The 26,513-nt window shown below is 63.1% G+C and carries 25 protein-coding genes; 11 read left to right on the top strand and 14 right to left on the bottom strand.

Going from position 1 to position 26,513, the window contains the following annotated elements:
• Positions 1-62: 62 nt before the first annotated feature.
• Genes EHH60_RS04755 through pxpB form a run of 3 tightly spaced genes read right to left on the bottom strand, consistent with a single transcriptional unit; the run spans position 63 to position 2,628 of the window.
• The gene (locus EHH60_RS04755; protein ID WP_124158283.1) at positions 63-830 is read right to left on the bottom strand and encodes a LamB/YcsF family protein; all 768 of its coding nucleotides are present in this window, start codon (positions 828-830) and stop codon (positions 63-65) included.
• Positions 827-1,900, bottom strand: coding sequence for a 5-oxoprolinase subunit C family protein (locus EHH60_RS04760; RefSeq protein ID WP_124158284.1), 1,074 nt, complete (start codon positions 1,898-1,900; stop codon positions 827-829). Before EHH60_RS04760 ends, EHH60_RS04755 begins: the two co-directional genes overlap by 4 nt.
• Positions 1,897-2,628: a 5-oxoprolinase subunit PxpB gene (gene pxpB / locus EHH60_RS04765; RefSeq protein ID WP_124158285.1), complete on the bottom strand. Its 732-nt coding sequence runs from the start codon at positions 2,626-2,628 to the stop codon at positions 1,897-1,899. The genes EHH60_RS04760 and pxpB overlap by 4 nt, the downstream gene beginning before the upstream one ends.
• Positions 2,629-2,888: 260 nt before the next feature.
• Here pxpB and EHH60_RS04770 point away from each other — a divergent pair, with 260 nt between their 5' ends.
• Positions 2,889-3,587: a ribonuclease activity regulator RraA gene (locus tag EHH60_RS04770; RefSeq protein ID WP_027550912.1), complete on the top strand. Its 699-nt coding sequence runs from the start codon at positions 2,889-2,891 to the stop codon at positions 3,585-3,587.
• A gap of 22 nt (positions 3,588-3,609) precedes the next feature.
• Positions 3,610-4,014 (top strand): (R)-mandelonitrile lyase, encoded by a 405-nt coding sequence (locus tag EHH60_RS04775; protein ID WP_124158286.1) that lies wholly within the window; start codon positions 3,610-3,612, stop codon positions 4,012-4,014.
• A 123-nt stretch (positions 4,015-4,137) separates the two neighbouring features.
• Here the strand turns inward: EHH60_RS04775 and EHH60_RS04780 are convergent, their stop codons facing one another.
• Positions 4,138-5,004: a DUF2147 domain-containing protein gene (locus EHH60_RS04780; RefSeq protein WP_124158287.1), complete on the bottom strand. Its 867-nt coding sequence runs from the start codon at positions 5,002-5,004 to the stop codon at positions 4,138-4,140.
• A gap of 193 nt (positions 5,005-5,197) precedes the next feature.
• A complete protein-coding gene (locus EHH60_RS04785; protein WP_124158288.1) occupies positions 5,198-5,980 on the bottom strand; it encodes a transporter substrate-binding domain-containing protein in 783 nt (260 codons plus the stop codon).
• A 114-nt stretch (positions 5,981-6,094) separates the two neighbouring features.
• Here EHH60_RS04785 and EHH60_RS04790 point away from each other — a divergent pair, with 114 nt between their 5' ends.
• On the top strand, positions 6,095-6,592 hold the full coding sequence (locus EHH60_RS04790; protein ID WP_199751304.1) for a DUF1993 domain-containing protein: 498 nt from the start codon (positions 6,095-6,097) through the stop codon (positions 6,590-6,592).
• A gap of 61 nt (positions 6,593-6,653) precedes the next feature.
• Here the strand turns inward: EHH60_RS04790 and EHH60_RS37405 are convergent, their stop codons facing one another.
• Entirely contained in the window at positions 6,654-7,133 is a 480-nt protein-coding gene (locus tag EHH60_RS37405) for a hypothetical protein (RefSeq protein WP_199751287.1), read from the bottom strand.
• Positions 7,134-7,405: 272 nt separating this feature from the next.
• On the opposite strand from EHH60_RS37405, the gene EHH60_RS04800 reads away from it, so the two are divergent.
• Positions 7,406-7,756, top strand: coding sequence for a hypothetical protein (locus EHH60_RS04800; protein WP_124158289.1), 351 nt, complete (start codon positions 7,406-7,408; stop codon positions 7,754-7,756).
• Positions 7,757-9,300: 1,544 nt separating this feature from the next.
• On the opposite strand, the gene EHH60_RS04805 is transcribed toward EHH60_RS04800, so the two are convergent.
• The 6 genes from EHH60_RS04805 to EHH60_RS04830 form a co-directional block, all read right to left on the bottom strand.
• Positions 9,301-10,440 carry an acyltransferase family protein gene (locus EHH60_RS04805; protein WP_124158290.1) on the bottom strand — a complete coding sequence of 380 codons (1,140 nt, stop codon included), beginning with the start codon at positions 10,438-10,440 and terminating at the stop codon, positions 9,301-9,303.
• A 1,338-nt stretch (positions 10,441-11,778) separates the two neighbouring features.
• On the bottom strand, positions 11,779-12,771 hold the full coding sequence (locus EHH60_RS04810) for a hydroxyacid dehydrogenase (RefSeq protein WP_124158291.1): 993 nt from the start codon (positions 12,769-12,771) through the stop codon (positions 11,779-11,781).
• A 34-nt stretch (positions 12,772-12,805) separates the two neighbouring features.
• Positions 12,806-13,906, bottom strand: a complete 1,101-nt coding sequence (locus EHH60_RS04815) for an ABC transporter ATP-binding protein (RefSeq protein ID WP_124158292.1) — start codon at positions 13,904-13,906, stop codon at positions 12,806-12,808.
• 20 nt (positions 13,907-13,926) lie between these two features.
• Entirely contained in the window at positions 13,927-14,838 is a 912-nt protein-coding gene (locus EHH60_RS04820; RefSeq protein WP_028179734.1) for a carbohydrate ABC transporter permease, read from the bottom strand.
• Positions 14,838-15,776: a carbohydrate ABC transporter permease gene (locus tag EHH60_RS04825; protein ID WP_124158293.1), complete on the bottom strand. Its 939-nt coding sequence runs from the start codon at positions 15,774-15,776 to the stop codon at positions 14,838-14,840. Before EHH60_RS04825 ends, EHH60_RS04820 begins: the two co-directional genes overlap by 1 nt.
• 128 nt (positions 15,777-15,904) lie before the next feature.
• Complete coding sequence (locus EHH60_RS04830) at positions 15,905-17,245, bottom strand: ABC transporter substrate-binding protein (protein WP_124158294.1); 1,341 nt, start codon at positions 17,243-17,245, stop codon at positions 15,905-15,907.
• A 479-nt stretch (positions 17,246-17,724) separates the two neighbouring features.
• On the opposite strand from EHH60_RS04830, the gene EHH60_RS04835 reads away from it, so the two are divergent.
• Positions 17,725-18,522 carry a Spy/CpxP family protein refolding chaperone gene (locus EHH60_RS04835; protein WP_124158295.1) on the top strand — a complete coding sequence of 266 codons (798 nt, stop codon included), beginning with the start codon at positions 17,725-17,727 and terminating at the stop codon, positions 18,520-18,522.
• A gap of 112 nt (positions 18,523-18,634) precedes the next feature.
• Complete coding sequence (locus EHH60_RS04840; protein WP_124158296.1) at positions 18,635-19,012, top strand: response regulator; 378 nt, start codon at positions 18,635-18,637, stop codon at positions 19,010-19,012.
• 43 nt (positions 19,013-19,055) lie between these two features.
• Here EHH60_RS04840 and EHH60_RS04845 read toward each other — a convergent pair whose 3' ends face one another.
• The gene (locus EHH60_RS04845) at positions 19,056-19,259 is read right to left on the bottom strand and encodes a hypothetical protein (protein ID WP_124158297.1); all 204 of its coding nucleotides are present in this window, start codon (positions 19,257-19,259) and stop codon (positions 19,056-19,058) included.
• Positions 19,260-19,402: 143 nt separating this feature from the next.
• Entirely contained in the window at positions 19,403-20,374 is a 972-nt protein-coding gene (gene glk, locus EHH60_RS04850; RefSeq protein ID WP_124158298.1) for a glucokinase, read from the bottom strand.
• Positions 20,375-20,639: 265 nt separating this feature from the next.
• On the opposite strand from glk, the gene pncA reads away from it, so the two are divergent.
• The 5 genes from pncA to EHH60_RS04875 all read left to right on the top strand — a co-directional run bounded on the left by pncA (position 20,640) and on the right by EHH60_RS04875 (position 26,359).
• Positions 20,640-21,266 carry a bifunctional nicotinamidase/pyrazinamidase gene (pncA, locus tag EHH60_RS04855; protein WP_124158299.1) on the top strand — a complete coding sequence of 209 codons (627 nt, stop codon included), beginning with the start codon at positions 20,640-20,642 and terminating at the stop codon, positions 21,264-21,266.
• Positions 21,267-21,282: 16 nt separating this feature from the next.
• The gene (locus EHH60_RS04860; RefSeq protein ID WP_124158300.1) at positions 21,283-22,398 is read left to right on the top strand and encodes an alpha/beta fold hydrolase; all 1,116 of its coding nucleotides are present in this window, start codon (positions 21,283-21,285) and stop codon (positions 22,396-22,398) included.
• A 144-nt stretch (positions 22,399-22,542) separates the two neighbouring features.
• A complete protein-coding gene (locus EHH60_RS04865; protein WP_124158301.1) occupies positions 22,543-24,576 on the top strand; it encodes an NAD(+) synthase in 2,034 nt (677 codons plus the stop codon).
• Positions 24,577-24,613: 37 nt separating this feature from the next.
• Positions 24,614-24,997 carry a GrlR family regulatory protein gene (locus EHH60_RS04870; protein WP_124158302.1) on the top strand — a complete coding sequence of 128 codons (384 nt, stop codon included), beginning with the start codon at positions 24,614-24,616 and terminating at the stop codon, positions 24,995-24,997.
• Positions 24,998-25,099: 102 nt separating this feature from the next.
• On the top strand, positions 25,100-26,359 hold the full coding sequence (locus tag EHH60_RS04875) for a DUF1236 domain-containing protein (RefSeq protein WP_124158303.1): 1,260 nt from the start codon (positions 25,100-25,102) through the stop codon (positions 26,357-26,359).
• Positions 26,360-26,513: the final 154 nt, after the last annotated feature.

Genomic DNA, 26,513 nt, shown 5'->3' on the forward strand with positions numbered 1-26,513 from the left:
TCAAGTGCGCAATTGCGCACCATAGTCTGATGCTTCGCATCATCCCGGAATGACGGAAGGCCTCACCCGCGTTTGAACGGTGCCACCTCGATCCCTGCAGCCTTCAACGCCTCGCGCACACCGCGCGCAATCTCCACCGCGCCCGGCGTGTCGCCGTGAATGCAGACGGTATCCGTGCGCATCTTGATCACCTTACCAGTGACCGAGACCACCGCGCCGTCCTGCACCATGCGCACCACGCGGTCGGCGATCGCCTTGGCGTCGTGCAGCACCGCGCCGGGCTTCTTGCGCGAGACGAGGTTGCCGTCGTCCTCATAGGCGCGGTCGGCGAACACCTCGTGCACCATCGGCAGATTGGCCGCTTCGCCCGCTTTCACCAGCTTCGAATTGGCGAGCACGACGAAGATCAGGCTGGGATCGACCGCCTTGATGCCGGCGGCGATCGCCTTCGCGGTCATGTCGTCCTCGCAGGCGACATTGGAGAGCGCGCCATGCGCCTTCACATGCGTCACCTTGTGGCCGGCGGCGGTTGCGATCGCCTGCAGCGCGCCGATCTGGTAGGCGACGAGATTCTCGATCTCGGAGGCCTTCAGCCCTGCGATCGGGTGCCGGCCGAAGCCGTGCAGATCGCGATAGCCGGGATGCGCGCCGACCGAGACGCCGCGCGCCTTCGCCAGCTCCACCGTCCGGCGCATGATGTCGGGGTCGCCGGCGTGGAAGCCGCAGGCGACGTTGACCGAGCTTGCGAGCTCGATCATCGCGGCGTCGTTGCCCATCTCCCACGCGCCAAAACCCTCGCCGAGGTCGCAATTGAGATCGACTGTCTTCATGGGGTGCTCTCCGCCTCTGGTCTTGTTGTCGCTTCCGGCTCGGCCGTGACCTGCCAGGTCCCGGCATCGACCGCGCTGACCGCATAGCCCGCCACGTTAGCATCGCTGAGCGCCTCGATGTTGAGCGCGACGGTGTCGGAGGAGCGCAGGCGATCGGGCAGGCTGCGGATCAACTGTGCGAACTTGCGCGCCTCGTCCTGCGCTTCGGCCATGCTGACCGCCTTGAAGCGGAACGCGGTTCCCGCGGGGGTCTGGGCGAGGCGGCCGACATCGGCCGTAATCACGGTCGCGATCTTCGGATAGCCGCCGGAAGTGCCGCGATCCATCATCAGCACGATCGGCGCGCCGTTGCCGGGCACCTGGATGCTGCCGTTGACGGTGCCGTCGGAGACGATGTTGTGGCCGTGCAGATGCTTGATGGCGGGACCTTCGAGCCGGTAGCCCATGCGGTCGGAGGTTGCCGAGATCTTCCACTCGCTGTCCAGGAACAGCCCCTTGTTGGCCTCGTCGAACTCGTCATCCTGCGGACCCAGCAGGACCCGGATCGGACCTGTCGCAGGCTTGGGCAATTCGATGCGCAGCTCCGGCGCACCGCTCGCAGGATCGACGGTGAACTCGTCGCCGGCCTGAAGCGGGCGCGGGTAGGGGCTGCCGAGGCCGGCGCGGGCATTGACCGCGAGGCTGCCGAACATCGGCTCGCCTTTGATGGCCCCCTCGATCGCGAGATAGGTGAAGGCGCCGCCGCGGGCAAAGCCCAGCGTCAGCGTCTCATCGTCCTTCAGCGTCACCGATGTGTCCATCGCGACCGGGTTGCCTGCAATGTCCGCGTTGCGCGGCGCGCCAGATATCGCGATGCGGACCGCGCCGTCGCGGGCGGTGAAGGAGGCGCCGAACGGGCCGATCTCGACGGCGGCCGCGAACGGCTCGTTGCCGACCAGCGTGTTCGCCGCCGCGAGCGACAGGCGGTCCATCGCCCCGCTGACCGTCAAGCCATAGCGCTGTGCGCCGAGGCGGCCGCCATCCTGGACCGAGCTCGCCGGCCCGATGCTGGCGACGACGAGCCGGCTCATGCGGCCACCTGCTCGGCGATGAGCTCGCCGGCTTCCGCCGCGCGGTCCATCTCCTCGAACGTCTTGTGGTCGATGGCGAAGAATGTCACGCGATCACCGGGTTCGGTGAGGAAGGTTGGATTGCGGTGGAGCTGATAGGTTCGCACCGGGGTGCGGCCCAGCAGGTGCCAGCCGCTCGGCGCGGCCAGGCACTGGATCCCGGCCTGGATGCCGCCGATCGAGATCGTGCCGGCCGGCGTCAGCAACCGCGGCGACTGCCGCCGCGACATGTGCAGGGATTTGTCGAGGCCGCTGAGATACGACCAGCCCGGCGTGAAGCCGATCATGGCGACCTTGTAATCACCGCCCGTATGCCGGGCGATGATGTCGTCGGGCGTGGTGTTGAGCGCCTTCGCGACGTCCTCGAGGTCGATGCCATGCTCGCCGCCATAGGCGACGGGAATGCGCCAGCGGCGCGCCTTGGTGACCGGCGGCAGCGGCCGGGTGGCGATCGGGAGGATCTTCTCGCCGAGCGCATCGAAACCGATCTTTTCGGGGTCGTAGTGCACCAACAGCGAGCGATAGGTCGGCACCGTCTCGGTGATGCCGTCGATGGGGTTCGCTGCGAGCGCCTTGTCGAGCGCCAGCACGCGCTGGTTGGCGTCGTCGTCGATGGTGCGGCTGAACTCGACCGTGACGGCGCTGTCGCCACTGGGCAGAAGGCGGGGCGGGGGGAGCGTCGCGGCCATTGAGCTGTCGAAGAGCTGTCGAAATCGGGCTTTTGGAAGTGCGCGGGCTCGACGTTGAGTTCCGCGTCACCCTGCTTCGCGTAAATGGGCCCGCAAGTCCAATAAATTAATGCAAGGGGAGCCGATAAAGCCTTGTTATCGCGTCGCATAACAGCTCAGCGGCCCTGCGCAATTGGGGGCCCTCTTGGCCCTTGACGCAAGGGCTGCGGCTCGCAAGATGCGCGCGTTCTTTCCCGCCTATCCGGAGCTCGTTATCGTCCATGTCGCTGTCCCCCGAAGCCCGCAAGACCCTCGCCGGCATCACAACCGCCACGATCACCACGGTCCTGCTGAAGAAGGGGCTGCGCAATGTGTGGATGCGCGGCGCCCGTCCGCTCCGCCCTGGCCTGCCGCGCCTGGTGGGTCCGGCCTTCACCCTCCGCTTCGTGCCGGCGCGTGAGGATCTGGCGACGCCCGAATCCTGGTCGTCGCCGATCTCGACCCGCACCGCGATCGAGGCGATGCCGGAAGGCTGCATCGCCGTGGTCGATGCCATGGGCATCACCGATGCCGGCATCTTCGGCGACATCCTGTGCGCGCGCATGGTCAAGCGCGGCGTCACCGCGCTGGTCACCGACGGCGTCGTCCGCGACGTCGAGGGCGTGCTCGGCACGAACCTGCCGGTGTGGTGCGACGGCTATGCCGCGCCGCCTTCCGTTGCGGGCCTGACCTTCGTCGGCTGGGGCGAACCGATCGGCTGCGGCGGCGTTGCGGTATTCCCGAACGACATCGTGGTCGCCGATCAGGACGGCTGCGTCTTGATTCCGCAGGCGATGCTCGATCACGTGCTGGCCGAGGGTGTCGAGCAGGAGCGGATGGAAGCCTGGATCGTCAACGAGGTGAACAATGGCGCTGTGCTGCCCGGCCTCTACCCCATGAACGCCGAAACCAAGGCGCGCTACGCCGCCAGCAAGAAGTAACGGAAAAGGAACGAGGTACCTCATGGACATCACGCTCGCCGGCACGCGGCCGACCCGCCGCGCGCCGAAGGAACATTTCACCGGCACCGTATGGCAGGACCCCATCAACATGGCCCCTGCGCCTGCGCGGCTGAACGTCTCGCGCGTCGCATTCGAGCCGGGCGCACGCACCAACTGGCACCACCATCCGCTCGGGCAGACGCTCTACGTGATCTCGGGCGTCGGCCGCGTTCAGACCAAGGGCGGCCCGGTCCAGGAAATCCGTCCCGGCGACACCGTCTGGATTCCGCCAGGTGAAGTGCACTGGCACGGCGCATCGCCGACCAACGCCATGTGCCACATCGCCATGCAGGAAGCGCTCGACGGCGTCTACTCGACCTGGCTGGAGCCGGTCACCGACGCGGAGTACGGTGCCGCTATCGGCTGACGTTCTCGTGTCCCGGAAAAGGCACATCGCCCAAGGCGATGCGTCGCACGCGTTTTCCGCCGTCATTCCGGGTTCACGCTTCGCGTGCCCCGGAATGACTCGGTAAAGGAAAGTTCGAGAGGCTCAATTCACGCGCGTCCAGGTCTGGCCGCCGCAGAACATGCCGCCGAAGGCGCAGCCCTGCACGCGCAGCCGGTCGGTGCCTTTCATCGCGATCGTGGAATCGTAGGTCGAGCCGGAGTTCGGATCGAGGATCCGGCCGGACCATTTCTGGTCCTTGCCGGGCTTCATGTTGATCAGAACCTGCTCGCCGTTCTGGTTCGACTTGCTGTCGACCGAATAGCCGCAGAGATTGCTGCCGCATTGCTCGATGCGGACCTTGCCTTCCTTCTCCTCGGTAAGCCAGATGCCGAGCGGCGAATTGAGATCGTGCGTGGGCGCCGCTGCAGGAGCAGGCGGCGCGACGGCAGCCGCCTGAACTGGCGCGGTTGCCGGGGGCGGAGCGGGCGGTGCCGGAGGAGCCGCAGTCATGGCCTGGACCGGCGGTGGTGTCACGGCGGGAGCTGCCTGCTGCGTGGCCGGTGCAGGCGCCGAAGGCGGCGCGGGCGGCGGCAGCACGGCAGTCTCGGCGGGCGTGTTGCTGGCGGTTGCCGCCGGAGGTGGAGCAGGCGGTGCTGTTGCGGCAGCGGGTGCAGCAGGCACAGGCGCTTGCGCCGCCGCGGGCGGTGGGGCGACCGGAGCGGGGGCGGGAGCGGCCGGCGTTTGCGGCTCGACCGTGGCCTGCTGCGGCGCTTGCTGGCCCGGGGCCGTCTCGTTCTTCTTGGGCTTCTTGGGCTTGCTCTGGCCGGTGTTGTCATAGACGCCGGGGATCTGCACCGTGCCGCGGTCCGGATCGATGCGGATGGTGCGCCCGCCATACTCGAAAGTGTACTGCGCCTGTGCGGCGGTGCTCGCCAAAAGGAATGCGGCCGTGGCCAACAGCTTCCTCATTTCCGTCTCCTGAACAGGTGGTCCCCGGACCGACGCTTACGCGCCGGTTCGCTCGCAAAAAGTGATCTAGATCACTGTCGTTGGTATGAGTCGTCTTCCGGTGGTTCCGGGTTCAATAGGCCCGGAGCCGGTCCAAACTTTGGCCAATCCAAACTTTGGCCAAGGCAAGCGACAGGAGGACGCGATTTAAGGCCTAGTCGAACCAGGCGGCGTAGATCTTCTTGTAGCTGCCATCCTCCATGGAAATGTGCAGCCATTGGTCAACGAAGGCTTTCAGCGCCATGTCGCGCTGGAGCCAATAGGCCTTCTCGGAGAAGTCGAACGGCTTTTCGGGATGCACCGCGCAGAGCACGCCGGCATGCTGCTTCTGCTGGTAGCGGGTTTCGGACGCGTCGGTCATCATCAGGTCGGCGTTGCCCTTGGCTATTTCATCGAAGATCACGGTGTTGTCTGCGAAGACGGTGATCTCGGCATCCCTGATGTTGGCACGGGCGAAGCGCTCGTTGGTGCCGCCGGGATTGACGATGATTCGGGTGCCCTTCTTGTCGATGTCCGGAAGCGTCTGGTATTTGCCGACATCGGCGCAGCGCGCGATCGGCGTCTTGCCCTCGCGCATGATCGGTGTGGAGAAGAAGCCTTTCTTCTGCCGGTCGAGCGTCACCGAGACCCCGCCCATGGCGATGTCGAACTGGTCGGCCTCGAAATCCTTCATCAGCTTGGGCCACGCCGTCGGCACGAACTCGACCTTGACGCCGAGCGCCTTGCCGAGGGCCTGCGCCATGTCGACATCGAAGCCGCTGAACTGCTGCGTGGTCTTGTCCAGATAGGTGAAGGGCCTGTAGTCGCCGGTCATGCCGACGCGCAAGCTGCCGCGCTTGACGATCTCGTCGAGACGCGAGGGCGCGGCCTGCTGCGCCAGCGCCGGGACATTCACCAGCAACGCCACGGCCAAAGCCGTCCACAACCGAACGATCATCTCTTTTCCACCCATGCCCGAGCTGTCATTGTGCAGCCCTTGAGCGGTCGATTTAGACCAGATGCCCGTCGGTGGCGAGGCAGAATTGAAGGGGATCCAGAGGTGACGATCTCGATGTACGAGGCCTCAGTCGGCCTCTTCGTGCCTTATTTGCGCAACCTGTCAGCGCTGCTCGACAAGGGCGTCGCCCATGCGGAGGCCCGTAAGTTCAATCCGACGGTTCTGCTCGGCATGCGCCTTGCGCCGAACATGTACGATCTGGCGCAGCAGGTCGGCGAAGCCTGCCGCCATGCCACGGTTGCGCCGGCCTTGCTGGCGCAGTGCGAGCCAGTGGCGCTGCCGGCACTGGAACACGACATGGCCGGTCTTCAGGCGCGCATCGCAACGTCCATCGAGTTCGTCGAAAGCCTGTCGCGCATGGAGATCGATGCGGCTGCGGAACGGAATGTTGTCTTCAGGTTGAAGAACGGGACCGAGCTGCCCTTCACCGGACGGACGCTGCTGCTGACGTTCAGCGTCCCGCAGTTCTTCTTTCACGTGACCACGGCCTACGACCTGTTGCGGCACGCCGGCGTCGAGCTGGTGAAGAAGGATTATCTCGGGAGGAAGTAGTTGGCGGGCTCGGTGTACACCTCTCCCTAAGGGAGAGGTGCACGGCACCTTCGGTGCTGCTTTACGCTTCGCCCTTGCGCTCGTAGTCGGCGAGCGAGCTTCGGCCGGCGATCTCGCTGCGCAGCTCTTCGAAGCGACGATGTGCCTCGTCCTCCCGCTCGTCAACGAAGCGCACGGCGGCCTCGCTCGTCATCGGGCCGCTGACCACGGGGGCGGATTGCTCGCCGATGGTCTCGTGGACGTAGAACTGGCCATCATCGCCGCGATGGACCGTCCATTTGAGGCGGATCGCGACCATCGGGCCGGGGCCAACCTTGCTGTAGCCATCCGCATCGGTGTGCTCCGGCACCAGCGGCTGCTCATCGACCATTGGATGCTCGTCGACGGCATGATGTTCTTCGGCGGACGGCTCCTCACCGACGACGACCATCTCGGTCTCCCGGATGGTCTCGGTCTCGCGAACGACGAGGACGGGCTCGGGGTGCTCCAAGATGCTGGCGATGGTCGCCAGCGCGTGGTCGGTCGGGTCGATCTCTGACAAGGGTTCATCCTCCAGCTCGATGCGGCCGGCAAGTCTGTCCCACTGCCGCCGCGGCCGACCTTATTACGCGCGGTTGATTAAGGCTGAGTTGGGGCTCGATCTGCACCAAAATGGGACGCTTTCTGGCGTCCCAGAGGCGGGCGCATCCGTCGCCCGCCGGGAAGTTCGGCTCAGATGTCTACAGCTTCGTTGATTGCGCGCGTGCATGGTTTCGAAACGAGGTCTTCGAGCCTGATTTAACTTGGCTCAGTGAACGTTGAGGCGGCCGAAAGATGCACGTCCATCCCTGGCGGGCGCGCTTCAGCGCGATTTTGGCCGCGCCCGACTACCTGTCAGGCCCTACTGCGGCGGAATGGAATGTCGTGCGTGCCCGTGCTCGGGAAGCTCTGCACCCCGAAGAAACAGAAATGCAAGAACAATTGACGAAGGCGATGGACGACGTCCGGGCTGGTGTCGCGGCCACCAAGCGAGCAATACTTGAGCGTTGCGAGATTCTCGGGGACGGCAAGGCTAAACTTCGGCCGAACCGTGAGCTCTCGACAGCGATTGAGGAGCATGGCCCGGAAACCACCATTATAGGCCTGTCGACGGACTTTTCTATAGCGACGTCAGGCAGCTCCTGACCAACGTTGGCCTCTACTTAGGCCCGCCCGCTCGTGTGGTTCATCTCGGCATGGGCCGTCAGAGTGACGATGAACGATGAGCCTGTGGGCATTCTTGTCGTTGTTCTGGCTAACCGCCGCGGAGGTGGGGAAGGAACCTGAAGGCCAAATGCCATGAAGGACCTCAGAAGCTCCGCGCCGATGCTGCGGAGCTCGCCCTCATGAGAAGACGAACGAGTGACTCGGGAAAGCGAGAATCGTTCGGACGCTTGGCAGAGGAACTCGCAATTGAGACTCTTGAGCTTGAACTAGTGATCAAGCGGCAGAGCTCTGATTCAGACTCCATTGGGCCGGAGAACTTAGTGCCCCTATAACCCGGTCTAGGCAAGAGTGACGTCTCTGCGAACTACGCCTCGCCGCCGGGGCGGCGTTCATCCCAGACACTTCGGCCGCAGCTTCGCTGCGTCTGGTGCACTCTCTGCCGAATTAACTTTCGACTATACGATTCACATATGTAGATGCTGGAACAACGTCGGCGGATTTCAGTTGCGATTGCATCATTTTCCCGATTGGTCAACGCGGGGCCGTGGTCCAAGTCTGTTCGAGAGCTTGGTTGGGGTTACACGTCATGCGTGAATATCATGGTCTAGCGGTTGACGCCGCTGTGCTGCTGCATGAGCGTCTAGAACAGCTTACGTCTCAATTGTCCGAATTGGAAAGTCTTCGCGCCCGCGTGCTTGAGGCGGAGCGGAGCGCACCGATCACCGCCGAAACCGCTCCCTCCCGTCCGCGAGTGCCATTTCGGCCTGCGCCTTCGCAAAGCAGGTTGAATTAGCAAGAGGCGAAGAGCGCCTGAGGACACCGTCGTGAACCGCACCGACGAGCTATGGCGGCTTGCACAGGCCGACCGGATGATCGAGGGATCGTGTGATGGCTAGTGGCCCGAACCCGCTGTACCGCATTCTCCGAGCTTCAAATGGAATGAAGAAACAAGCCAAGGTTCACGTTGCACGAGGTCACTGAGCAGGCGCGGCAGGTACTTCAAGACAACAAACCGGTCGAAGGTGTCATTTTCTGAGAGAGGACGTGACGTCCCATTGGATTGTAGTGGGCTGGAGTCGGCTGACTTAGGACATTGGACATTCAAAATTAGGACAGGAACATTCCCGCGATTGCCAAGTTTTCCCGATTCCATTCCCCAAGGGTGACCCGAATGGCCCCAGCTCAATATCACCAAATAAGCCCGCGAGCTGGGCCTCTTTTCTTTACCAAGGCCGAGCCGGAATATTATTTGAGAGTCCACGATAATCAGTCATGAAAGGGCTGATCAGCGCGCGGGCGAATTCCTGTGCACCGGATCGGGTGTCTCCGCTGAGGCAAGGACAAGCTTGGCAGCATCAGCAAGAAGGCGATTGAGCTGCTGCCGGTTTTCATGGACATTCGGTTGAACTAGTCCCACCTTGCGCTCGAACTCAACTGACCAATTCCGCCGAGCGTCCGTTGCTCCACTTGCCTACAAAACCCTGAGACTCTAACCCCCGCCGGATGAGTCCGGTGCCGGGTCATCAAGATGCGACACTTTTTGTCAGTGTCATTCGAGTGGGCGAAAACATTCGCGCAAGATGTCCTCCGAGCCTGATAGCAGGAAGTTCAATGCCGCGATAAAGCACTTCCGCGACTATCAACGTCGAAGGGATTACCGCAAATGCCATCATCGTTAAGGTGCCGATCTGATTAGTCCAACTCGCCCACAATGCGGAGTAGCTCAACATGATAGGATAGTGGCAAAGATAGACCGAATAGGATCGCGAGCCGAGATAACCGGCCAAGCGACTTTCAAGCAACAAACGGTAGAGCTTCGTGAATCCATTGCTGATGTCACGATGGATGATCAAACCAAGATAGAGCAGACCCCAAACAACAAATGGTCCTCGTATAAATATCGCGGCAAGTCCGATCGCGGTGAGCGGGACAGTAGTTTGTCGCACACCATTTTTCAGCCACGGATAAATCAACCGGCTGACGATGCCGACACTGAAATAAATGATCGGATCAAGAAGCATTGATTGCTGATGATAGACCCAGACCTGTTGGGTTGCGTGATGAGCGACGATGATGCCTATGATCAGTGGGATGGCCACCGATGGGGAACGTAAGGCGAGCAGCATCAGTGGAGCGACAAGGTAGAACTGCCACTCTAACGAGATGCTCCACCCCGGCACGTTAAAGGCGTATTCCGACCACGGCAGGAATTCGTGGCTAATAATCCCATGCAGCATCGTGGCGTGCGCGAGAACGTGCGCCTCTAACCATTGTTCGGTCGCCCCTGCGATGTCGCGTGCTTCAACATAGAATGGCGTGTCGGCTCCAATCACATGGGCTGGAACCGTTGCAAGGTTGGCGAAATATCCTCCGATGCAGCTGATCGCAAATAGTGGAAACAAACGCATGAATCGGCGGATCAGATAAGCCGGATACGGTTCTGGCTTTTCGATCAGTAGATGAAAGATGACAAAGCCCGAAATGATCATGAAGACGCGGACAGCATTGGCGCCACCAAGCGAAGTCAAGTAGCCCAAGGTCGATGGCCGAAGATTCGAAGCATAACCAATGTGGTTGATCATCACGAGAACAGCGAGCCAGCCGCGCAGTCCTTCGATTGAACTAAAGAAAGATCTTGTTTGATCGTGTCGGGTTGCTATCATTCCCGAGCTCCGCAAAACGCGATTCAAAATTGATGATAAATTAGGACCCGGCCGCAAAGCTAACTCCGCTCGGCTTCGCACACCGGGACGCCCTTTCCGGCAACCTTGATCCCAGTGCCGATCTTCAGCCCGGCGCAGGGTGATTGCGGAGAATCAGAGCCCGCAATACGTTCGATTCCGGCGCAGCACGCCCCTCAAAACGTGCTTCCGAGAGGCCTGAAGTCGGCTTGCGGCGGACTTTTGGACAACAGCCCCAGCTGGCATTGTGTCAGCCGACGCCGTAGATGGGCTCCACTGGCGGCTGCAGGCAGACGGGAGAAAACACTGGCGATCAGCGAGCGCGGATACCTGCGCGCAGCTATCGAGTACGCCGGCGTCTCATCAGCCAGTACACGCCGTATCCGATCGCGAGAATAGGAAGGCCGGCACCTGCAATCGGTCCGGGGGCTCCACTGACCTGGCCCGGCTTATTCTGCCCCGGCGCATTCTCGCAATTACCTTTGCCGTTGCAAGCCAACGCAGCTGGCACGGTTATCGCCAGCGAAAACGCAAATGCTGCTGCGCTGAGAACGCCTGAAGTGAACTTCACCGATGCCTCCTGTGTACCCCTGCTGAAGCAAAGCCAGTTAATTAGAGTATTGAATTCCGTCAATTAAATTACCATGCGGGGCGGTTCCCGCACATGCATATGTTAATCCGGGTTAATGACGCGAGGCACTTCGCCTGCGACAAGAAGCTGCGTCGGAGACAATAATAAATGCATTGAATATTTGTTCCGGCGCCCGGCTCATTAATTGTCTTAAAACGCGTTTTACTGGTTTATTTTTATTATGCGCGGGGCCGCAGCAGTCACCTGCTGCGGCCTTTCTCCGCCGCTGACGCGTATCAAACAAAGAAGGTCTAGAGCTCCCCGTCGAATTGCATTCTTATGTCCTCCATTTTCCGAGGAGGGCATAATGAAAGTTGTTTTTACTAGCAGCCGGGCTCCTGCCAGGGCTGGTGAGTTTTGCTTGATCCCTATGAAATTCTTGGGCGAGCAAGCCGACTGTAGATTATCCAAGGGCGATGAATGTGCGCTAGTGAGCACGCGGGGCCGGTTCGCTCGTATCACTTGCGGCCGAGGCCGCCACTCGGCTCAGAGGACGGCCGCAGCATCATGCAGGGGCTGCATGCAATTAAGCATACGCAAAGTGGTGCGGGCCTAACGTGCCCGCGGATGCCGTTCCGATGCCCGCAGATGTGGCATCAGCCGCCCTTCGTCAATCGCTTGAAATGTAAGGGAAAATTGCTCGAAATGCCAGCAAATAGTTGGAGCTGAACGGCAATTCGAGATCGCCGCTATGGGTCTAGGATCTCATGATTGATGACGTTCTGCCGGATGGGATCGCCGTCCAGCACACTCAGGATGTTGCGCGCGGTCTGCTCGCTCATGCGTTGGACGGCTTCGACCGTAACCCCGGCGACATGCGGGGCGACGATGACGTTGGGGAGCGCGAACAGCGCGTTGCTGACCGGCGGCGGCTCCACCTCGAAGACGTCGATGCCGGCGCCGGCGAGCTTGCCGGAGACCAGGGCGTCGTAGAGCGCTGCTTCCTTCACGATGCCGCCGCGCGCGGTGTTGATGAGGTAGGATTTTGGCTTCATCCGCCCGATCCGGTCAGCGTCGAACAGGCCGACCGTCTCCGGCGTCTTCGGGCAATGGATCGTGACGAAATCGGCGTTGGGCAGCGCGGCGTCGAGGTCGGTGACGGGTTCGCAGCCGGCGGCCTTGATCTCGGCGGCTGCCTTGAAGGGATCGTAGACCTGCACCTTCATTTCCATCGCCAGGCAGCGCTTGGCGGTGCGACTGCCGATGCGGCCGAAGCCGACGATCAGCACAGTCTTGCCGTAGAGATCGAAAGGCAGCATGCCGAGCCGGTCGGCCCATTTGCCGTCCCTGACACAGGTGTGCATCTCCTGCGCGCGCTTGGCCAGCGTCAGCATCATGAACAGCGCCGCTTCCGCGACCGAGGGCGAGTTCGCGCTGCCGGCGACCATCAGCGGCACCTTGCGGCGGGAGAGGGCGGCCACGTCGACGGCGTCGTAGCCGACGCCGATCCGGGTCACCACCTTCATGTCCCTGGCTGCTTCGAGCTCGGTCTCGCCGAAGGCGGTGGCGCCGAGCGCCACACCGTGGACGGGGGCATGGCTCTTCAACAAGGCCTCGAAATCCTTCGCCGAGATCAGGTTCGCAAACTCGACGAGCTCGATATCGTCCCGCTGGGTGAGGAGGGCGCGTGCCCCTTGCGACAAAGTTTGTGTAACGAAAATCTTCTTCTTGTTGGTCGCCATCGTCCCCTGCCTGCGCGAGTTTCTTGTCCGGCCGTCACAATACGACGCCGGTCGCCTCGTTTAGCAGGTGCATATTGTTGAGGTCCATCGCCAAACGCATGGGTGCCCCGTCCTTGGCGCCGGCATTGGGATTGACGCGGCCGCAGATCGGCGTGCCGTCGAGCCCGAAATAGACCAGCGTCTCCATCCCCATCGGTTCGGTGACGTCGAGCACGGTGTCGAAGGTCTCGACGCCAGGCTCCAGATGCGCGTGCGACTCGGTGAGATGCTCAGGCCGGATGCCGAGCAGCAGCTTGTCCGTGCGCGGCAGCGCGTTGTAACGCGCCGCGCGGGCCGGCGGCAGCGGGAAGGCGATGCGGTCGGTGAGGCGGAGCTGGAGCGTGCCGCCGACATCCTCGAGCCGGCACGGGATGAAGTTCATCGCCGGCGAGCCGATGAAGCCTGCGACGAAGCGCGTCGCCGGCTTGTGATAGAGCTCGTTCGGTGTGCCGATCTGCTCGATCCGGCCCTTGTTCATGACCACGACACGGTCGGCCAGCGTCATCGCCTCGACCTGGTCATGGGTGACGTAGACGGTGGTGGTGCGCACCTTCTGGTGCACCTTCTTGATCTCTATCCGCATCTGCACGCGAAGCTTGGCGTCGAGGTTGGACAGTGGTTCGTCGAACAGGAAGACCTTGGGATTGCGCACGATGGCGCGGCCCATGGCGACGCGCTGGCGCTGACCGCCGGAGAGCTGCTTCGGCTTGCGGTCGATCAGGTCCGTGATGTCGAGGAGGCGGGCGGCCTCCGTCACCCGGGCCTTGATCTCGGCCTTGGGGTAGTGCTTCAGGCGCAGCCCGAACGACATGTTCTCGGCGACAGTCATGTGCGGATAGAGCGCGTAGTTCTGGAACACCATCGCGATGTCGCGGTCCTTTGGCGGCACGTCGTTGACGACGTCGCCGCCGATCATGATGTCGCCGTCGCTGATGTCCTCGAGGCCTGCGATCATGCGCAGCGTCGTCGACTTGCCGCAGCCGGAGGGGCCGACCAGCACGATGAACTCGTGGTCGGCGATGTCGAGGTCGATGCCGCGCACGGCTTCGACATCGTCGTAACGCTTGACTACCTTCCGCAAAGCAACGTCAGCCATCGAACTTCTGCTCCTCGTCATCAACCCTTTGTCGCGCCGGCGGTCAGGCCGGCAATGTAGTAGTCCATCAGGAATGCGTAGATGATCAGCGGCGGCGCGGCGCCGAGCAGCGCGCCGGTCATTATCTGCCCCCAGTTGAACACGTCGCCCTTGATCAGCGTGGTGGTGATGCCGACCGGCAGCACGAGCTGGTCCACCGACGTCGTGAACACCAGCGGATAGAGGAACTGCGCCCAGGACACCGTGAAGGCGAAAATGGTCGCGGCGATCAGCCCGGGCAGCGCGACGGGGATGAAGATCCGCGTCAGGGTCTGCAGCCAGGAGGCGCCGTCGATGAGGGCGGCCTCGTCGAGTTCCTTCGGGATGGAGGCGAAATAACCGATCATGATCCAGGTGCAGAACGGCACGGTCAGCGTCGGATAGATGAACAGCAGCACATACCATCGGTTCAGCAGCGTGATGCCGGTCAGGTCCTGGACCACCGCGAGCATCTTGAACAGCGGAATGAACAGCAGGCTGTCGGGGATCAGATAGGTGAGAAACACCCCGGTCGCGAGCGTCGTCGAGCCCCAGAACTTCATCCTCGCCAGCGCAAACGCCGCGGGAATGCTGATCAGCATGGTGACCATCACGACCACGATGGAGACGATAGCGGAATTCCAGAAGAAGCGCAGGAACTGGTTCGAGGTCAGAAGCTCGACGTAGTTCGACAGGGTGGGATGAAACACCCACCAGGGATTGGTCGCCGCCGAAATCTCCGCGCTGCTTTTGAGCGAGGTGATCAGCATGTAGATCGGCGGAGTGAGCGAGAATATCGCGAACAGCACCAGGAAGAAGTAGGACCAGCGCAGAGCCCAGGTACGATCCCGGCTCATGCTCCGGTATTTGACCTTGCGCGTGGGACCGCCTTTGTCGATTGCGAGCGTGCTCATCAGGCTTCGTTCCCACGTTTGCTGACATCGCGCAGAATGAAGATCGCCGCGACTGCGAGGATCGGCACCATGAACAGCGAGACGCAGGCGCCGAGCGGAATGTCGCTGCTCTGGATTCCGACCTGGAATGCCCAGGTGGCGAATATATGCGTGGAATCCAACGGGCCGCCCGAGGTCAGGATGCGCACGATATCGAAATTGGCGAAGGTCACGATCAACGAGAACAGCGTCGTGATGGCGATGATGTTGCGCATCATCGGCAGCGTCACGTACCAGATCCGCTGCCACCAATTGGCGCCGTCGATGGCGGCTGCCTCGTAGAGCTGGTCCGGCACCGATTTCAGCGCCGCCAGATACATGATCATGAAGAACGGTGCGCCGTACCAGACGTTGACGAGGATCACGGAGAAACGCGCCCAGAAGGTGTCGCCAAGCCAGGGGATCGGGCCGATGCCGAAGAAGGACAGCGTGTAGTTGAAGGCGCTATAGGAGGGGTCGAACAGCCACAGCCAGGCCAGCGTGCTCATGGCGGGCGGGATCACCCACGGCACCAGCAGCATGCCGCGCCATTTGCGCTGGCCCTTGGCCGGCAGGTTGTGGACGAAATGAGCGACGATGAAGCCCAGCAACGCCTTGAAGAACACCGCTGTGATGGCGAAAATGCAGGACTGCCTCACGACCATCCAGAACGTGTCGCGCTTGAACAGGAAAGTGAAGTTGCTCAGGCCGACGAACTTCTGCATCGACTTGTTCAGCATCGCGAGATGCGCGGAGTAGAAGGCTGGATAGAGCACGAGCAGCGCGATCAGGAGAATCAGCGGTAGCGTCAGGAAGAACGCCACCGTCGACTTCCGCCTGAGCGCGTTGTGTAAGCTGGTGCGTTTGCGCGGGCTCGCGGCGCGGACGGAGCGACCCTGCTCAACGACGACATCGGCCATGGTCAAACTTTCTTACGGAAGGTTTAACGGGGAAGCCGGCCGCATCGGTCGGCTTCCCCCGACAAGGGGACGGGCGGAATCGTCGGCGGCTCACCCGTGAACGCGTGAACCGCCATGAGCACCCGGCGTCAGCTCCGCATGAAGCCTTCGCACTCGCCCTCGGCCCAGGCGAGCGCCTGCTCCATCGTCTCGCCCCTCGCATAACGCAGCGCCAATTTGGTCAACGTCGCCTGGGAGTAGATCTGCTGCGCGATCTTCGGCGGCGCCGGCGATGCCGCAATCGACATTGTCTGGCTGTGGTGCGGATCCGGATAGTGATAGAGCGTGCCCTTCGGCGGGCCTTCCTCGGCCCAGGTCTTCAGCTTCGTCAGGTTCGCGAAAGAGGGAAGGTCATAGCCGCCGCTCGCAGCGACGAATTTCTCAATCGAAGACGGCTGCGAAAGGTGGGCGAGCAGGCTCTTGGCGGCTTGCTTGTTCTTGCCGAACGCCCAGACGCCCCAGAAGTACGGCAGGAAGGGTGCGAAGCGGCCCTTCGGACCGGCCGGCATGCTGTGGGTCCAGCATTGCTCGGCAACCTGCGGGGCATCGCGCTTGGCCACCGCCCAGGCGCTCGGCGGATTCAGGATGAGCGCACCACGGCCCGAGATCAGCCATTTGTTGTTGGACGCATCGTCCCAGGATGCTGCGTCGGGCGGCAGGACGGCGATCAACTTCTTGTAGAACTCGAGCGCCTGTCGGACCGCGTCCGTCTTCACCGTGACATCGCCCTTGGCATTGACGAGCTCGGCGCCGAACGACTGGAAGATCGCGCCGGCTGTATCGACGCTGTCGGTGGTCTCGCCGAGACCGATCCCGAACGCAAAGCCGGCCTTCTGACAGGCCTCCGCCGCCTTCAGGAAGGTCTCCATGGTCCAGTTGTCCGCCTTGGGCGCGGCGCCGGCCGGATACATCTCCTGCACGTCGATACCCGCATGCTGCTTCATCAAGTCAATGCGGGAGCAGGGCCCCTTGATCTGGCTGCCGACGGTCGCGGGCACGGCGAGCCATTTGCCGCCGGCCTGGCCCAGATATTTGACGGTGCCGTTGACGTCGCCGTTCTGCTTGATGATCGGCTCCATGATGTCATTGACCGGCTCGAGCTGGTCGGCATAGGCGTGCGGCCACCAGGTCGGCATCTGGAGAATATCGTGACCGGATTTCGCCTGCGCTTCGGCGGCGACCGTCAGTTCGAGCTTCTTGTTGTTGCTGGTGATATAGTCGATGGAGACTTCGACCTTCTCCTTCGCGGCCCATTCGTTGACCAGGTCCGTCGAGGCCTTGTTAGCGCCCGGCACCCAATGGTCCCAGAAGCCGATCGAGAGCTTTCCGGCGGCGTAAGCGCCCCGGACATAGGGCGCGGTGATCAGCGCCGCGGAGGACATTGCAGTGGCAGCCACAAATTGACGTCGCGTCAGTGTCTTGCGTGACATCTCGTTTCCTCGCTTGGGTGTTGTTGTTGGAGTTTCCTCAGACAGACTTCTTTATTGAGTTTTTTGCTGTTGGCTTTTCTTGTTGGTGCCGTCGGTCGCGTGAGCAATTCACGCAAGCCGCAGCAAGTTGGTAGCGCGATCAGAGCATGATTGATCGCATCTGTCGAGGAAGCCGAACGGCTCCGAGTCTAAAACTAACGTTGTGTCCGGAAAACGTCGTGACGCATGTCGAGGCGACGCGTCGCAGGCGCAGGGCTCGTCGTTTTTGCGATGCACACTTCGCGGCAAGCCGTCTGGAACGGTCGGTTACGCATTTACGCCGCAGTTTCGAATAAGCCTGCATAACCGCTTCGCGTGAAAGACTTTTCCGGCGTGGACAGCAATCGGCTGCGTCTGGACCTCGAAGCGGCGAAAACGATAGAGTTGAAGCCGGCGGGCTTCCGCACGATAGGCTAGGCAGATCGACGATGGAGACGAGGATGATCAATCCGGCACAGCCAGCGCGGCTTTGCGTGCAGCGATGGTTAGCGCTGGGATCCGTGCTCGTGCTGTTGCTCGGTGCCGCCGCGGCGGCGAATGCTCAAGGTTTGGTCAAGGGCGTTCAGGAAGGCGCGGCGGCCGGGAACAAGGCGGCCGGTCCGGTCGGTGGCGTGCTCGGCGGCGCGATCGGCGGCGTGGTCGGCGTCTTCACCGGCGTGCTCGGTGTCGGCAGCAACAACGGCGGCAATCAGCCGCCAGCCGCCAAGGAAGTCGCCAGGGACGCCAAGCAGCAGGGCGCGGCCAAGGACAAGGATGCCAAGAGCACCAAGGCGGGCAAGGGTGCCAAGGCGAGCAAGGAGGCGAAGAACGCGCCGCAGGACAACAAGGGCACCAAAGACAATAAGGATGTCACGGTCCTCACCCAGACCGGCGCCCCGCAGCTCACCGCCGAGCAGATCGTCGCCAACAGCGATTCCTACATCGAGCGCATCAAGAGCCAGCTGAATCTCACGCCGGATCAGGAGAAGCACTGGTACGGCTTCTCGAGCGCGATGCACTATCTCGGGCATAATGGTGCAGAGCGGCTCAACCTCCGGGTTGCGCGCGCCAAGCGGGATCCGCCCGACGACATCATCGAGCAGATGCGAAACGAGGCCCAGTTCCTGATCGATCGCGCCGCCGACCAGCGCAACGTGGCCGACGCCGCCGAACCGCTCTATTCGAGCCTCGACGACAAGCAGAAGCAGGTCTTCATTCAGGAGATGGTGCGCCTCAGCCACGAGCGCGGATTGGATTGATCAAGTTGAATCGGCTCGCTCGCGTCTGAATTAACGGCGTCCGCCACGAATTCGTGAATCCTCTCCGCAATTCGGGTATGGTTAGCTTCGTAAGGCTGACTGCGGGGGTGATATGGCGGACGGACTCTCCGTTTTCCTGGTCGAAGACGAGGCGTTGATCCGGATGATGATCGCCGACATGGTGGAGGAACTCGGCCACCACGTCGTCGCGGAAGCGGACAATGTGCGCGACGCCAGCGCGTTTGCCATGACCGCGCAGTACGATATGGCCATCCTCGATATCAACCTCATGGGCGTCTACGTCGATCCCGTCGCCGACCTAATCGAACGTCGCGGAAAACCATTTTTCTTCGCCACAGGCTACGGGCCGGAACTGCTGCCGTCCTTGCTTCGGCGCAGGCCGATCCTGCGCAAGCCGATCGCAATGGATCAGCTCAAGGCGATGATCGATTCGATGTTTCCCGAGCCGTCAGCCGAAATTCCGGGCTGACCGATCACGCCCAAGGCGCGCGCCAGAGAGCGATCCAGTCGGCTCAGTTGCGACCATTCCTCAAAACCCTGGCAATGGTGTGGGCTGTCATGGCTGCGCGGTCCGACGCGCGCTGGGCAGCCAGCCGGTCACGCGCCTTTTCCTCGATCAGGAGCTCGATCAGGGCCAAACGCTTGTCTTCGTTGTCCGCTTCGCTCAGCAGACGATGATAGCGGTGATAGTCGAAACCCAAATCCTGCTTACGCATGCCACGCCCCCGCAACTACGCCGCGCATGCTTGAATTGTTTCTTATCTGAAACATGCACGCAAGCACGTTCCCCCTGGAACCGGGCACGTGCTGAATCATCTGTGAATTACTGGAACCCGCGAGCGGCGGAGAGCACTCATTCTCAGTCCGCAGTGTGGTCGGCAAACATCTTCAGGCCGACGAAGCTCGCATCGGGCTTGATCACGAGCCTGGTCGGGATGTTGCGAAGATAGTCCTGGAAGCGTCCCTTCGCTTCAAAGCGTGCGCGGAACGCCGAGGCCGCTAGGAACTCGCGAAAGCGCGGCACGATTCCGCCGGCGATATAGACGCCGCCCCGGGCGCCGAAGGTCACCGCGAGATTGCCGGCAACCGAGCCGAGGGTGGCGCAAAACATCTCCAGCGTCGCGCGGCTGACAGGACAGCTGCCGTCCAGCGCAGCCTTGGTGATGGCGGCGGCATCGCGGTGCGGCACCTGGACGCCGTCGATCTCGGCCAACGCTTCGTAGAGATTCTGCAGTCCGGAACCCGAGAGTGCGCCGCGCTCGATGGAGACATGGCCGAGGCGCCGGCGCAAGCAGGCAATCACGCGTTCCTCGCGCTCGTTCTCCGCTGGCAGGGTCGCGTGTCCGGCCTCGGTGACGACGGCCAGCCGCGAACCATGGCGTTCGATCAGACAGGAGACACCAAAACCAGTTCCGGGCCCGACGACCAGCAACGGCTCTCCGGGCAAGCCATCGCCGCCGCCGAGCGGGATCAGGTCGGCAGGCTGCAAGGCGGGCAGGGACCAGGCCACCACCTCGAAGTCGTTCAGCACATGGACGCTGTCGAAACCAAGCGCGGGCTGCAGCTCGTTGCCGTCGATGACCCAGGGGCTGTTGGTCATGACGCAGCGGTTGTTGGTGACAGGTCCCGCCACGGCAAGCACCGCTCTTTGGAGCTGCTCGCCGCCTGACCGGCGCGCCAGCACATCCGCGATGGCTTCCCGTATGGTCGGGAAGTCGGCGACCTTCACGTAATCGATCGGTCCGGTCTGACCATTCCGGCTCAGCGCGAAGCGCGCATTGGTGCCGCCGATATCGGCGAGAAGAATTGTTCCTGTCTTGCCGATGCCCATGGCCCTGCGGCTTCCGCGGCCTTGTCGGCCCTCGGGAACCTTTGCCTCCGTTCCTGATCGATCCGCAAGCGCGGACGGTCTGAGAATCCTCGCTTGGTTGTTCCTAGTCAACACGGATGAGGTCGAACCGTTGCATTCTGGACAAATCCTAGCCGTCAGCGCGGTATCGCCGCACGCGGTCGGTGGTTGCTAAGCGGCGCCGGAAGATCGACATTGGGAGGAAGCATCCGGCGCCTGACGCCGGGCGGATGGATTGGGGCTTGATATGAAGATTTCCGACCGCGACGTGCTGCTGGTGATCGACGTACAGAACGACTTCTGCACCGGCGGGGCGCTCGCCGTTCCCAGTGGCGAGAAGGTCGTCCCCGCCATCAACCGGATCGCCCAAAAATTTGACAATGTGGTGCTGACCCAGGACTGGCATCCGAGCGATCACGTCTCGTTCGCGTCGAACCATGCGGGCAAGGAGCCGTTCCAGGCCGTCGAGCTCGACTACGGCACGCAGGTGCTATGGCCGGTGCATTGCGTGCAAGGCACGGCGGGCGCTGAATTTCATCGCGATCTCGACATGACGCGGGCGAGCCTCGTGGTGCGCAAGGGCTTTCGCCGTGGCATCGATTCCTATTCGGCGCTGTTCGAGAACGACCATCGGACGCCGACAGGACTGCTTGGCTATCTGCGCGAACGCGAACTGAAGACCGTCTTCGTCGCCGGTCTGGCGCTGGACTTCTGCGTCCGCTTCTCGGCGGAGGATGCGCGTCAGGCGGGGCTGGAGGTGGCCGTCGTCGAGGATGCCTGCCGCGGCATCGATCTCGACGGCTCGGTGGCCGCCACCCATCAAAGTTTCAGGGACCGCGGCATCGCTGTCGTCAGCCTCGAGGCGTTCCTGTGAGGATATCGAGGTAGCCATGGTGGAGAAGGCCCCCAGACAGCCACGTGGACCAGGGCTTGCTCCTGACGATCCACGGCTGTGGCCGTTTGCGGCGGCGCAGCTCGCCATGGATGCCTGCTTCTGGTGGCTGGAGCGCGGACCCGCGAAGCAGGGAGAGAGCAGCCTGCCATGGACGACGCCCAACCGCGTTGCCCTGGAGCTCGCAACGATGCAGCTGCGCGATTGCTCGCGGACCCGGTCCGGCCAGCCGGCGCTGGTCTGCGCCCCCTATGCGCTGCATCGGGCCCTGATCGCCGATTTCGCGCCGGGCCATAGCGTGGTGCAGTCACTGCAAGAGGGCGGTGTCGACCGGGTCTATGTCACCGACTGGCGGTCGGCCACCCCCGGCATGCGCTATCTCTCGATCGACAGCTATCTCGGTGATCTGAACGTCGCCATCGACGAGATCGGCGCGCCGGTCGATCTCGTCGGCCTTTGCCAGGGCGGATGGCTGTCGCTGCTCTACGCGGCGCGCTTTCCGGCCAAGGTGCGGCGGCTGGTCCTGGTCGGTGCTCCCGTGGACTTGTCGATTGATTCCTCGCTATCCAGGCTCGCCCGCAACGCGCCCGAGCTGGTCTATGAGCAGCTCGTCGCGCGCGGCGGCGGCAATGTCAGCGGCGAGGAGATGCTGCGCTTGTGGTCCCGAGCGCCGAACCGCGACGATATCGTCGCGGCGTTGCAGCGGGATCTGTCGGACGAGCAGGGCACGGCGCTGCTCGCGCGCTTCGACCGATGGAACGCCGAGACGCTCAATCTGCCGGGCGCCTATTATCTCGAGATCGTCAACGGGATTTTCCGGGAGAACCGGATTGCCGGGGGCAGCTTCGTCGCGCTCGGCCGGTCGATCGATCTGAAGGACGTCAAGGCGCCGATCTTCCTGCTGGCCGGGCTCGACGACGGCGTGGTGCCGGCAACGCAAGCGCTCGCCACGGCCAATCTCGTCGGCACGCCGCCAGCCTTCATTGCGGCGGCATCCGAGCCCAGCAATCATCTCGGCCTGTTCATGGGAGCGCGCACCCACGCGCATGCCTGGCCGCGGGTTGCCGAGTGGCTGCGCGGCGATCTGCCCGGCGTGCTGGCCCGCAGCGCCTGAGGTCGCCGGCTCTGGACCGGCCGGGGCGCAAATCCGTTATGCATGACGGCGGATGGCCTGCACGGGGCCAGACCGATGGGTTACATATGAATCTGACCCGACGGTCGGTGTCCGCCGGGAAGAGACTTAAGGGTACTGCGCTCGATGACTTTCCACTCGATTTACGCTCACGGATTTGCGCGGGTGGCGGCCTGTGTCACTACCTCTCATGTCGCCGATCCCACGGCCAACGTGAAGGCTGTCCTGGCGGCGGCCGAGGCCTGCCACGAGCAGTCGGCGGCGGTCGCCGTCTTTCCCGAGCTGTGCCTGTCCGGCTATGCGATCGAAGACCTGGTTAAGCAGGATCCGCTGCTCGATGCAGTCGAGCGCGGGCTGGCCGCGATCGTCGAGGCCTCCGCGGGGCTGATGACGGTCCTGATCGTCGGGGCGCCGCTGCGCTTTGGTCATCGCATCTACAACTGCGCCGTCGTCATTCATCGCGGCAACGTCCTCGGCGTGGTGCCGAAATCCTATCTGCCGACCTATCGCGAGTTCTATGAGGGACGCCATTTCGCCTCCGGCGCCGGCATCGTCGGCGAGACGATCGCCTTCGGCGGCCTGCACGCGCCGTTCGGCGTGGATCTCCTGTTCGCCGCCGAGGACGTTCCGGGCCTCACCATCGGCGTCGAGATCTGCGAGGACATGTGGATCCCGGTGACGCCGGCTTCGGAGCTCGCGCTCGCGGGTGCGAGTGTTCTGATCAACCTTTCGGGGAGCCCGATCACGATCGGCCGGGCACGCTCGCGCGCGCTGCTGTGCCAATCGACGTCGGCGCGCTGTCTTGCGGCTTACGTCTATGCGGCCGCCGGCGCAGGGGAATCGACCACCGATCTCGCCTGGGACGGCCAGACCTCGATCTACGAGGACGGGGTGCTGCTGGCCGAGGGCGAGCGGTTTCGCCAGGGCGGCCAGATCACGCTGGCCGATGTCGACCTCGACCTGCTCAGGCAGGAACGCGCGCTGATGGGAACGTTCGACGACAACCGGCGGCAGCGCGAGGCCTTTTACCGCAAAGTGACATTCGCGCTGAAGCCGCCGGCCGCTGACATCGGTTTCCTGCGCAAGGTCGAGCGCTTTCCGTTCGTGCCGAGCGACGAGAGCCTGCTCGAGCAGGATTGCTACGAGGCCTACAACATCCAGGTCGCCGGGCTCGTGCAGCGCATGCGCGCGACCGGCACCAAGCGCGTCGTGATCGGCGTGTCCGGTGGACTCGATTCCACCCATGCATTGATCGTCGCCGCCAAGGCGGTCGACCTGCTCGGTCTGCCGCGCGAAAACATCCTGGCCTATACCATGCCGGGCTTTGCCACCGGCAGCGAGAGCAAGTCCCATGCGCTGGCGCTGATGCAGGCGTTGCGGACGAGCTGGCAGGAGCTCGACATCCGCACCACTGCAACCCAGATGCTGAAGGACATCGGCCATCCCTTCGGCAAGGGCGAGAAGGTCTACGACGTCACCTTCGAGAACGTGCAGGCGGGCCTTCGCACGGATTATCTGTTCCGGCTCGCCAACCATCACGGCGGCATCGTCATTGGAACCGGCGATCTCTCCGAGCTCGCGCTGGGCTGGTGCACCTATGGTGTCGGCGACCAGATGGCGCATTACAACGTCAATGCGGGCGTGCCGAAGACGCTGATCCAGCACCTGATCCGATGGGTGATCTCATCCAGGCAGTTCAGCGACGACGTCAACCGGACGCTTGGCGCGATTCTGGCCGCTGAGATCTCGCCCGAACTGGTGCCGGTGCAGCCCGGCGAGAAACCGCAGAGCACGGAAGCGTCCGTCGGGCCTTACGAGCTGCAGGATTTCAACCTGTTCTACACGCTGCGGTTCGGCATGCGGCCCTCCAAGATCGCCTTCATGGCTTTCCACGCGTGGAAGGAGGTCGCCAAGGGCGAGTGGCCGCCAGCATTCCCGAACGATCGGCGCAGGGCCTATGATCTGCCGGAGATCCGCCGCTGGCTGGAAGTGTTCCTGCGCCGCTTCTTCGCCTTCAGCCAGTTCAAGCGCTCGGCCATGCCGAATGGGCCGAAGGTCTCGGCCGGCGGCTCCCTGTCGCCGCGCGGTGACTGGCGCGCGCCGTCGGATTCGAGCGCGGCCGCCTGGCTCGAGGATCTGGAAAGGAACGTGCCGAACTGATCGGCGTCGCCAATCGGGAGTATCGGGAGAGGATCTGATGTCGGATGCCGGCGCGTCAGAGGCAGGTGGGGAGAGCAAGGTCGTAAACGGCCTCTACATCTTCGACATCGAGATGCGCGACGGCAAGCGCGGGCAGGCGAGAGGCGTGGTCGTGCTCTGCGACGGCCGCATCATGGGGGGCGACAGCTATTTCTACTACACCGGCAGCTACACCTTCCGGAACGGCAAGTGGCGTGGCGACTTGGTCGTCAACCAGCACACCGAGTCGATCGGCAGGACGCTTGCATTCGGCGGCAGGGAGGTCACCTGCGGCTTCTCCGGCGACTATTCTTCCGGCGGTGCGGAGGTCGAAGGCATGGCGCTGGTCGGCAAGACCAGCGTGACGTTCATGGCGCGACTAACGCTCAAGGATGCGATGTGAACGTGACCCAATCCGCTCACTGACCGTTACGTTCCCGCTCAGGAACCTTCGCAAGGACAGAACGTTCGCGTCTGTCGTTGAGGATTTTCGAGGAGAGGGACCATGCGTAAACACCTGATGTTATCGACTGCGGCCATCGGACTCATGCTCGCATCCGGCTTCGCCTACGCTCAGGCGCCCGGTGAGCGAAGGGACGAGCCGAAACCAACGGAGGAACCGGCAAAAGGCGCTGCGCCACAGCGCGGCGGTCCGGCTCAAGAGCGCGTTCAAGAGCGCGCGCAGGGCGCTCAGGAGCGGCTGCAGGGTGCGGGCCGCGAACAGAAGGGCGGTGCTGCCAAGCAGGAGGCGAACGACGACAAGCGGCAGCCAGCCAGTTCTGCCGAGCGCAACCAACCGAAGACGAGGGATCAGATACAAGAATCCCGAGAGCCTTCGCGCGATCGCAACCGCGAGGCAGAGAGCGCGAAGCCGGGACGCGACAGCGGCAAGAGCAGCGCGGAGACGAAGCAGGACAAGTCTGCGCCGCAGAAATCAACGGCCGAGTCCGAGAAGTCCAGGACCGCCCCAACTGGCCAGCAGAACGAGCGCACGGGAGCTGCGGCCAACCAGAACGAGCGCAACCAGGCCCAGCCGCCGCGCAATGCGGCCGAGCAACAGCAGCCGGCGCAACAGACCAACCGGCCGGCCACCGCGAGCGATACGAACCGGACGGCTCCGGCCAGCAATGCGCAGAGCGCACCCGGCACCTCGGCCACGCAGACGAACCAAGCCAATCAGACCACGCAGACCAACACGCAGGTCAATCAGCAGGCCCAGGTGACGTCGGAGAAGCAGGTGCGGATCTCCGAAACGGTGAGCCGCGCGCGGCTGGCGCAGCCGGAGCGCAATCTGAACATCTCGATCCGGGTCGGCGAGACAATTCCCTCGCGCGTGCGTCTCCATAGGCTTCCGCCCGAGATCGTCTCGATCGAGCCCGCATATCGAGACTACGAATATTTCGCGACGGAGGACGAGGTCGTCATTGTCGAGCCGCGGACGCATCGCATCGTCAGCCAGGTGCCCCGCGATCCGTCGCGGGCCCGTGCTCAAATGGGCGGCAGCGCCACGTCGAGCATGGCGGCGGCCGGCGGGAGCAATGTGAACTGCCAGATCATGCGGCGTGACGCCTCGGGCAATGTCGCCCAAGCGGAACCCTCGACCGTTGGCTCGACTGCACGCACCGATTCCTTGAGCGTGACGGTCCAGATGCCCGACGGCGGCTCGTCCGCGCCGATCGCGCTCGGCGCTCCCGCGGGCAACATCGTGGTCGCAACGCAAGGGCAGGGCGACTGCACGGTGACGATCGAGCCGCAGAGGCGCTGACTGCAACGACGCTGAAACGACAACGCGCCGCCCGGCAGAAACCAGCCGGGCGGCGCGATTGCGTTCGATGTCGAAAGTTTCGAGGTCCGGAGTGCCTAGGAGTCCGGACCTCGTCACCTTGCCCCAGCCTTAGATCCCCCGCCCCATGTGGTTG

The sequence above is a fragment of the Bradyrhizobium sp. RP6 genome (assembly GCF_003837805.1).
Lineage (GTDB): Bacteria > Pseudomonadota > Alphaproteobacteria > Rhizobiales > Xanthobacteraceae > Bradyrhizobium.

What these genes read in the sequence shown, in the direction of transcription:
- EHH60_RS04800 (WP_124158289.1), top strand. Translation starts at nt 7,406, where the DNA reads ATGCACGTCCATCCCTGGCGGGCGCGCTTCAGCGCGATTTTGGCCGCG.
- EHH60_RS04865 (WP_124158301.1), top strand. Translation starts at nt 22,543, where the DNA reads ATGACTTTCCACTCGATTTACGCTCACGGATTTGCGCGGGTGGCGGCC.
- EHH60_RS04825 (WP_124158293.1), bottom strand. Translation starts at nt 15,776, where the DNA reads ATGGCCGATGTCGTCGTTGAGCAGGGTCGCTCCGTCCGCGCCGCGAGC.
- pncA (WP_124158299.1), top strand. Translation starts at nt 20,640, where the DNA reads ATGAAGATTTCCGACCGCGACGTGCTGCTGGTGATCGACGTACAGAAC.
- EHH60_RS04870 (WP_124158302.1), top strand. Translation starts at nt 24,614, where the DNA reads ATGTCGGATGCCGGCGCGTCAGAGGCAGGTGGGGAGAGCAAGGTCGTA.
- EHH60_RS04775 (WP_124158286.1), top strand. Translation starts at nt 3,610, where the DNA reads ATGGACATCACGCTCGCCGGCACGCGGCCGACCCGCCGCGCGCCGAAG.
- pxpB (WP_124158285.1), bottom strand. Translation starts at nt 2,628, where the DNA reads ATGGCCGCGACGCTCCCCCCGCCCCGCCTTCTGCCCAGTGGCGACAGC.
- EHH60_RS04770 (WP_027550912.1), top strand. Translation starts at nt 2,889, where the DNA reads ATGTCGCTGTCCCCCGAAGCCCGCAAGACCCTCGCCGGCATCACAACC.
- EHH60_RS04860 (WP_124158300.1), top strand. Translation starts at nt 21,283, where the DNA reads ATGGTGGAGAAGGCCCCCAGACAGCCACGTGGACCAGGGCTTGCTCCT.
- EHH60_RS04785 (WP_124158288.1), bottom strand. Translation starts at nt 5,980, where the DNA reads ATGATCGTTCGGTTGTGGACGGCTTTGGCCGTGGCGTTGCTGGTGAAT.
- EHH60_RS04835 (WP_124158295.1), top strand. Translation starts at nt 17,725, where the DNA reads ATGATCAATCCGGCACAGCCAGCGCGGCTTTGCGTGCAGCGATGGTTA.
- EHH60_RS04760 (WP_124158284.1), bottom strand. Translation starts at nt 1,900, where the DNA reads ATGAGCCGGCTCGTCGTCGCCAGCATCGGGCCGGCGAGCTCGGTCCAG.
- EHH60_RS04815 (WP_124158292.1), bottom strand. Translation starts at nt 13,906, where the DNA reads ATGGCTGACGTTGCTTTGCGGAAGGTAGTCAAGCGTTACGACGATGTC.
- EHH60_RS04875 (WP_124158303.1), top strand. Translation starts at nt 25,100, where the DNA reads ATGCGTAAACACCTGATGTTATCGACTGCGGCCATCGGACTCATGCTC.
- EHH60_RS04845 (WP_124158297.1), bottom strand. Translation starts at nt 19,259, where the DNA reads ATGCGTAAGCAGGATTTGGGTTTCGACTATCACCGCTATCATCGTCTG.
- EHH60_RS04820 (WP_028179734.1), bottom strand. Translation starts at nt 14,838, where the DNA reads ATGAGCACGCTCGCAATCGACAAAGGCGGTCCCACGCGCAAGGTCAAA.
- EHH60_RS04830 (WP_124158294.1), bottom strand. Translation starts at nt 17,245, where the DNA reads ATGTCACGCAAGACACTGACGCGACGTCAATTTGTGGCTGCCACTGCA.
- EHH60_RS04840 (WP_124158296.1), top strand. Translation starts at nt 18,635, where the DNA reads ATGGCGGACGGACTCTCCGTTTTCCTGGTCGAAGACGAGGCGTTGATC.
- EHH60_RS04810 (WP_124158291.1), bottom strand. Translation starts at nt 12,771, where the DNA reads ATGGCGACCAACAAGAAGAAGATTTTCGTTACACAAACTTTGTCGCAA.
- glk (WP_124158298.1), bottom strand. Translation starts at nt 20,374, where the DNA reads ATGGGCATCGGCAAGACAGGAACAATTCTTCTCGCCGATATCGGCGGC.
- EHH60_RS04780 (WP_124158287.1), bottom strand. Translation starts at nt 5,004, where the DNA reads ATGAGGAAGCTGTTGGCCACGGCCGCATTCCTTTTGGCGAGCACCGCC.
- EHH60_RS04755 (WP_124158283.1), bottom strand. Translation starts at nt 830, where the DNA reads ATGAAGACAGTCGATCTCAATTGCGACCTCGGCGAGGGTTTTGGCGCG.
- EHH60_RS04790 (WP_199751304.1), top strand. Translation starts at nt 6,095, where the DNA reads ATGTACGAGGCCTCAGTCGGCCTCTTCGTGCCTTATTTGCGCAACCTG.
- EHH60_RS04805 (WP_124158290.1), bottom strand. Translation starts at nt 10,440, where the DNA reads ATGATAGCAACCCGACACGATCAAACAAGATCTTTCTTTAGTTCAATC.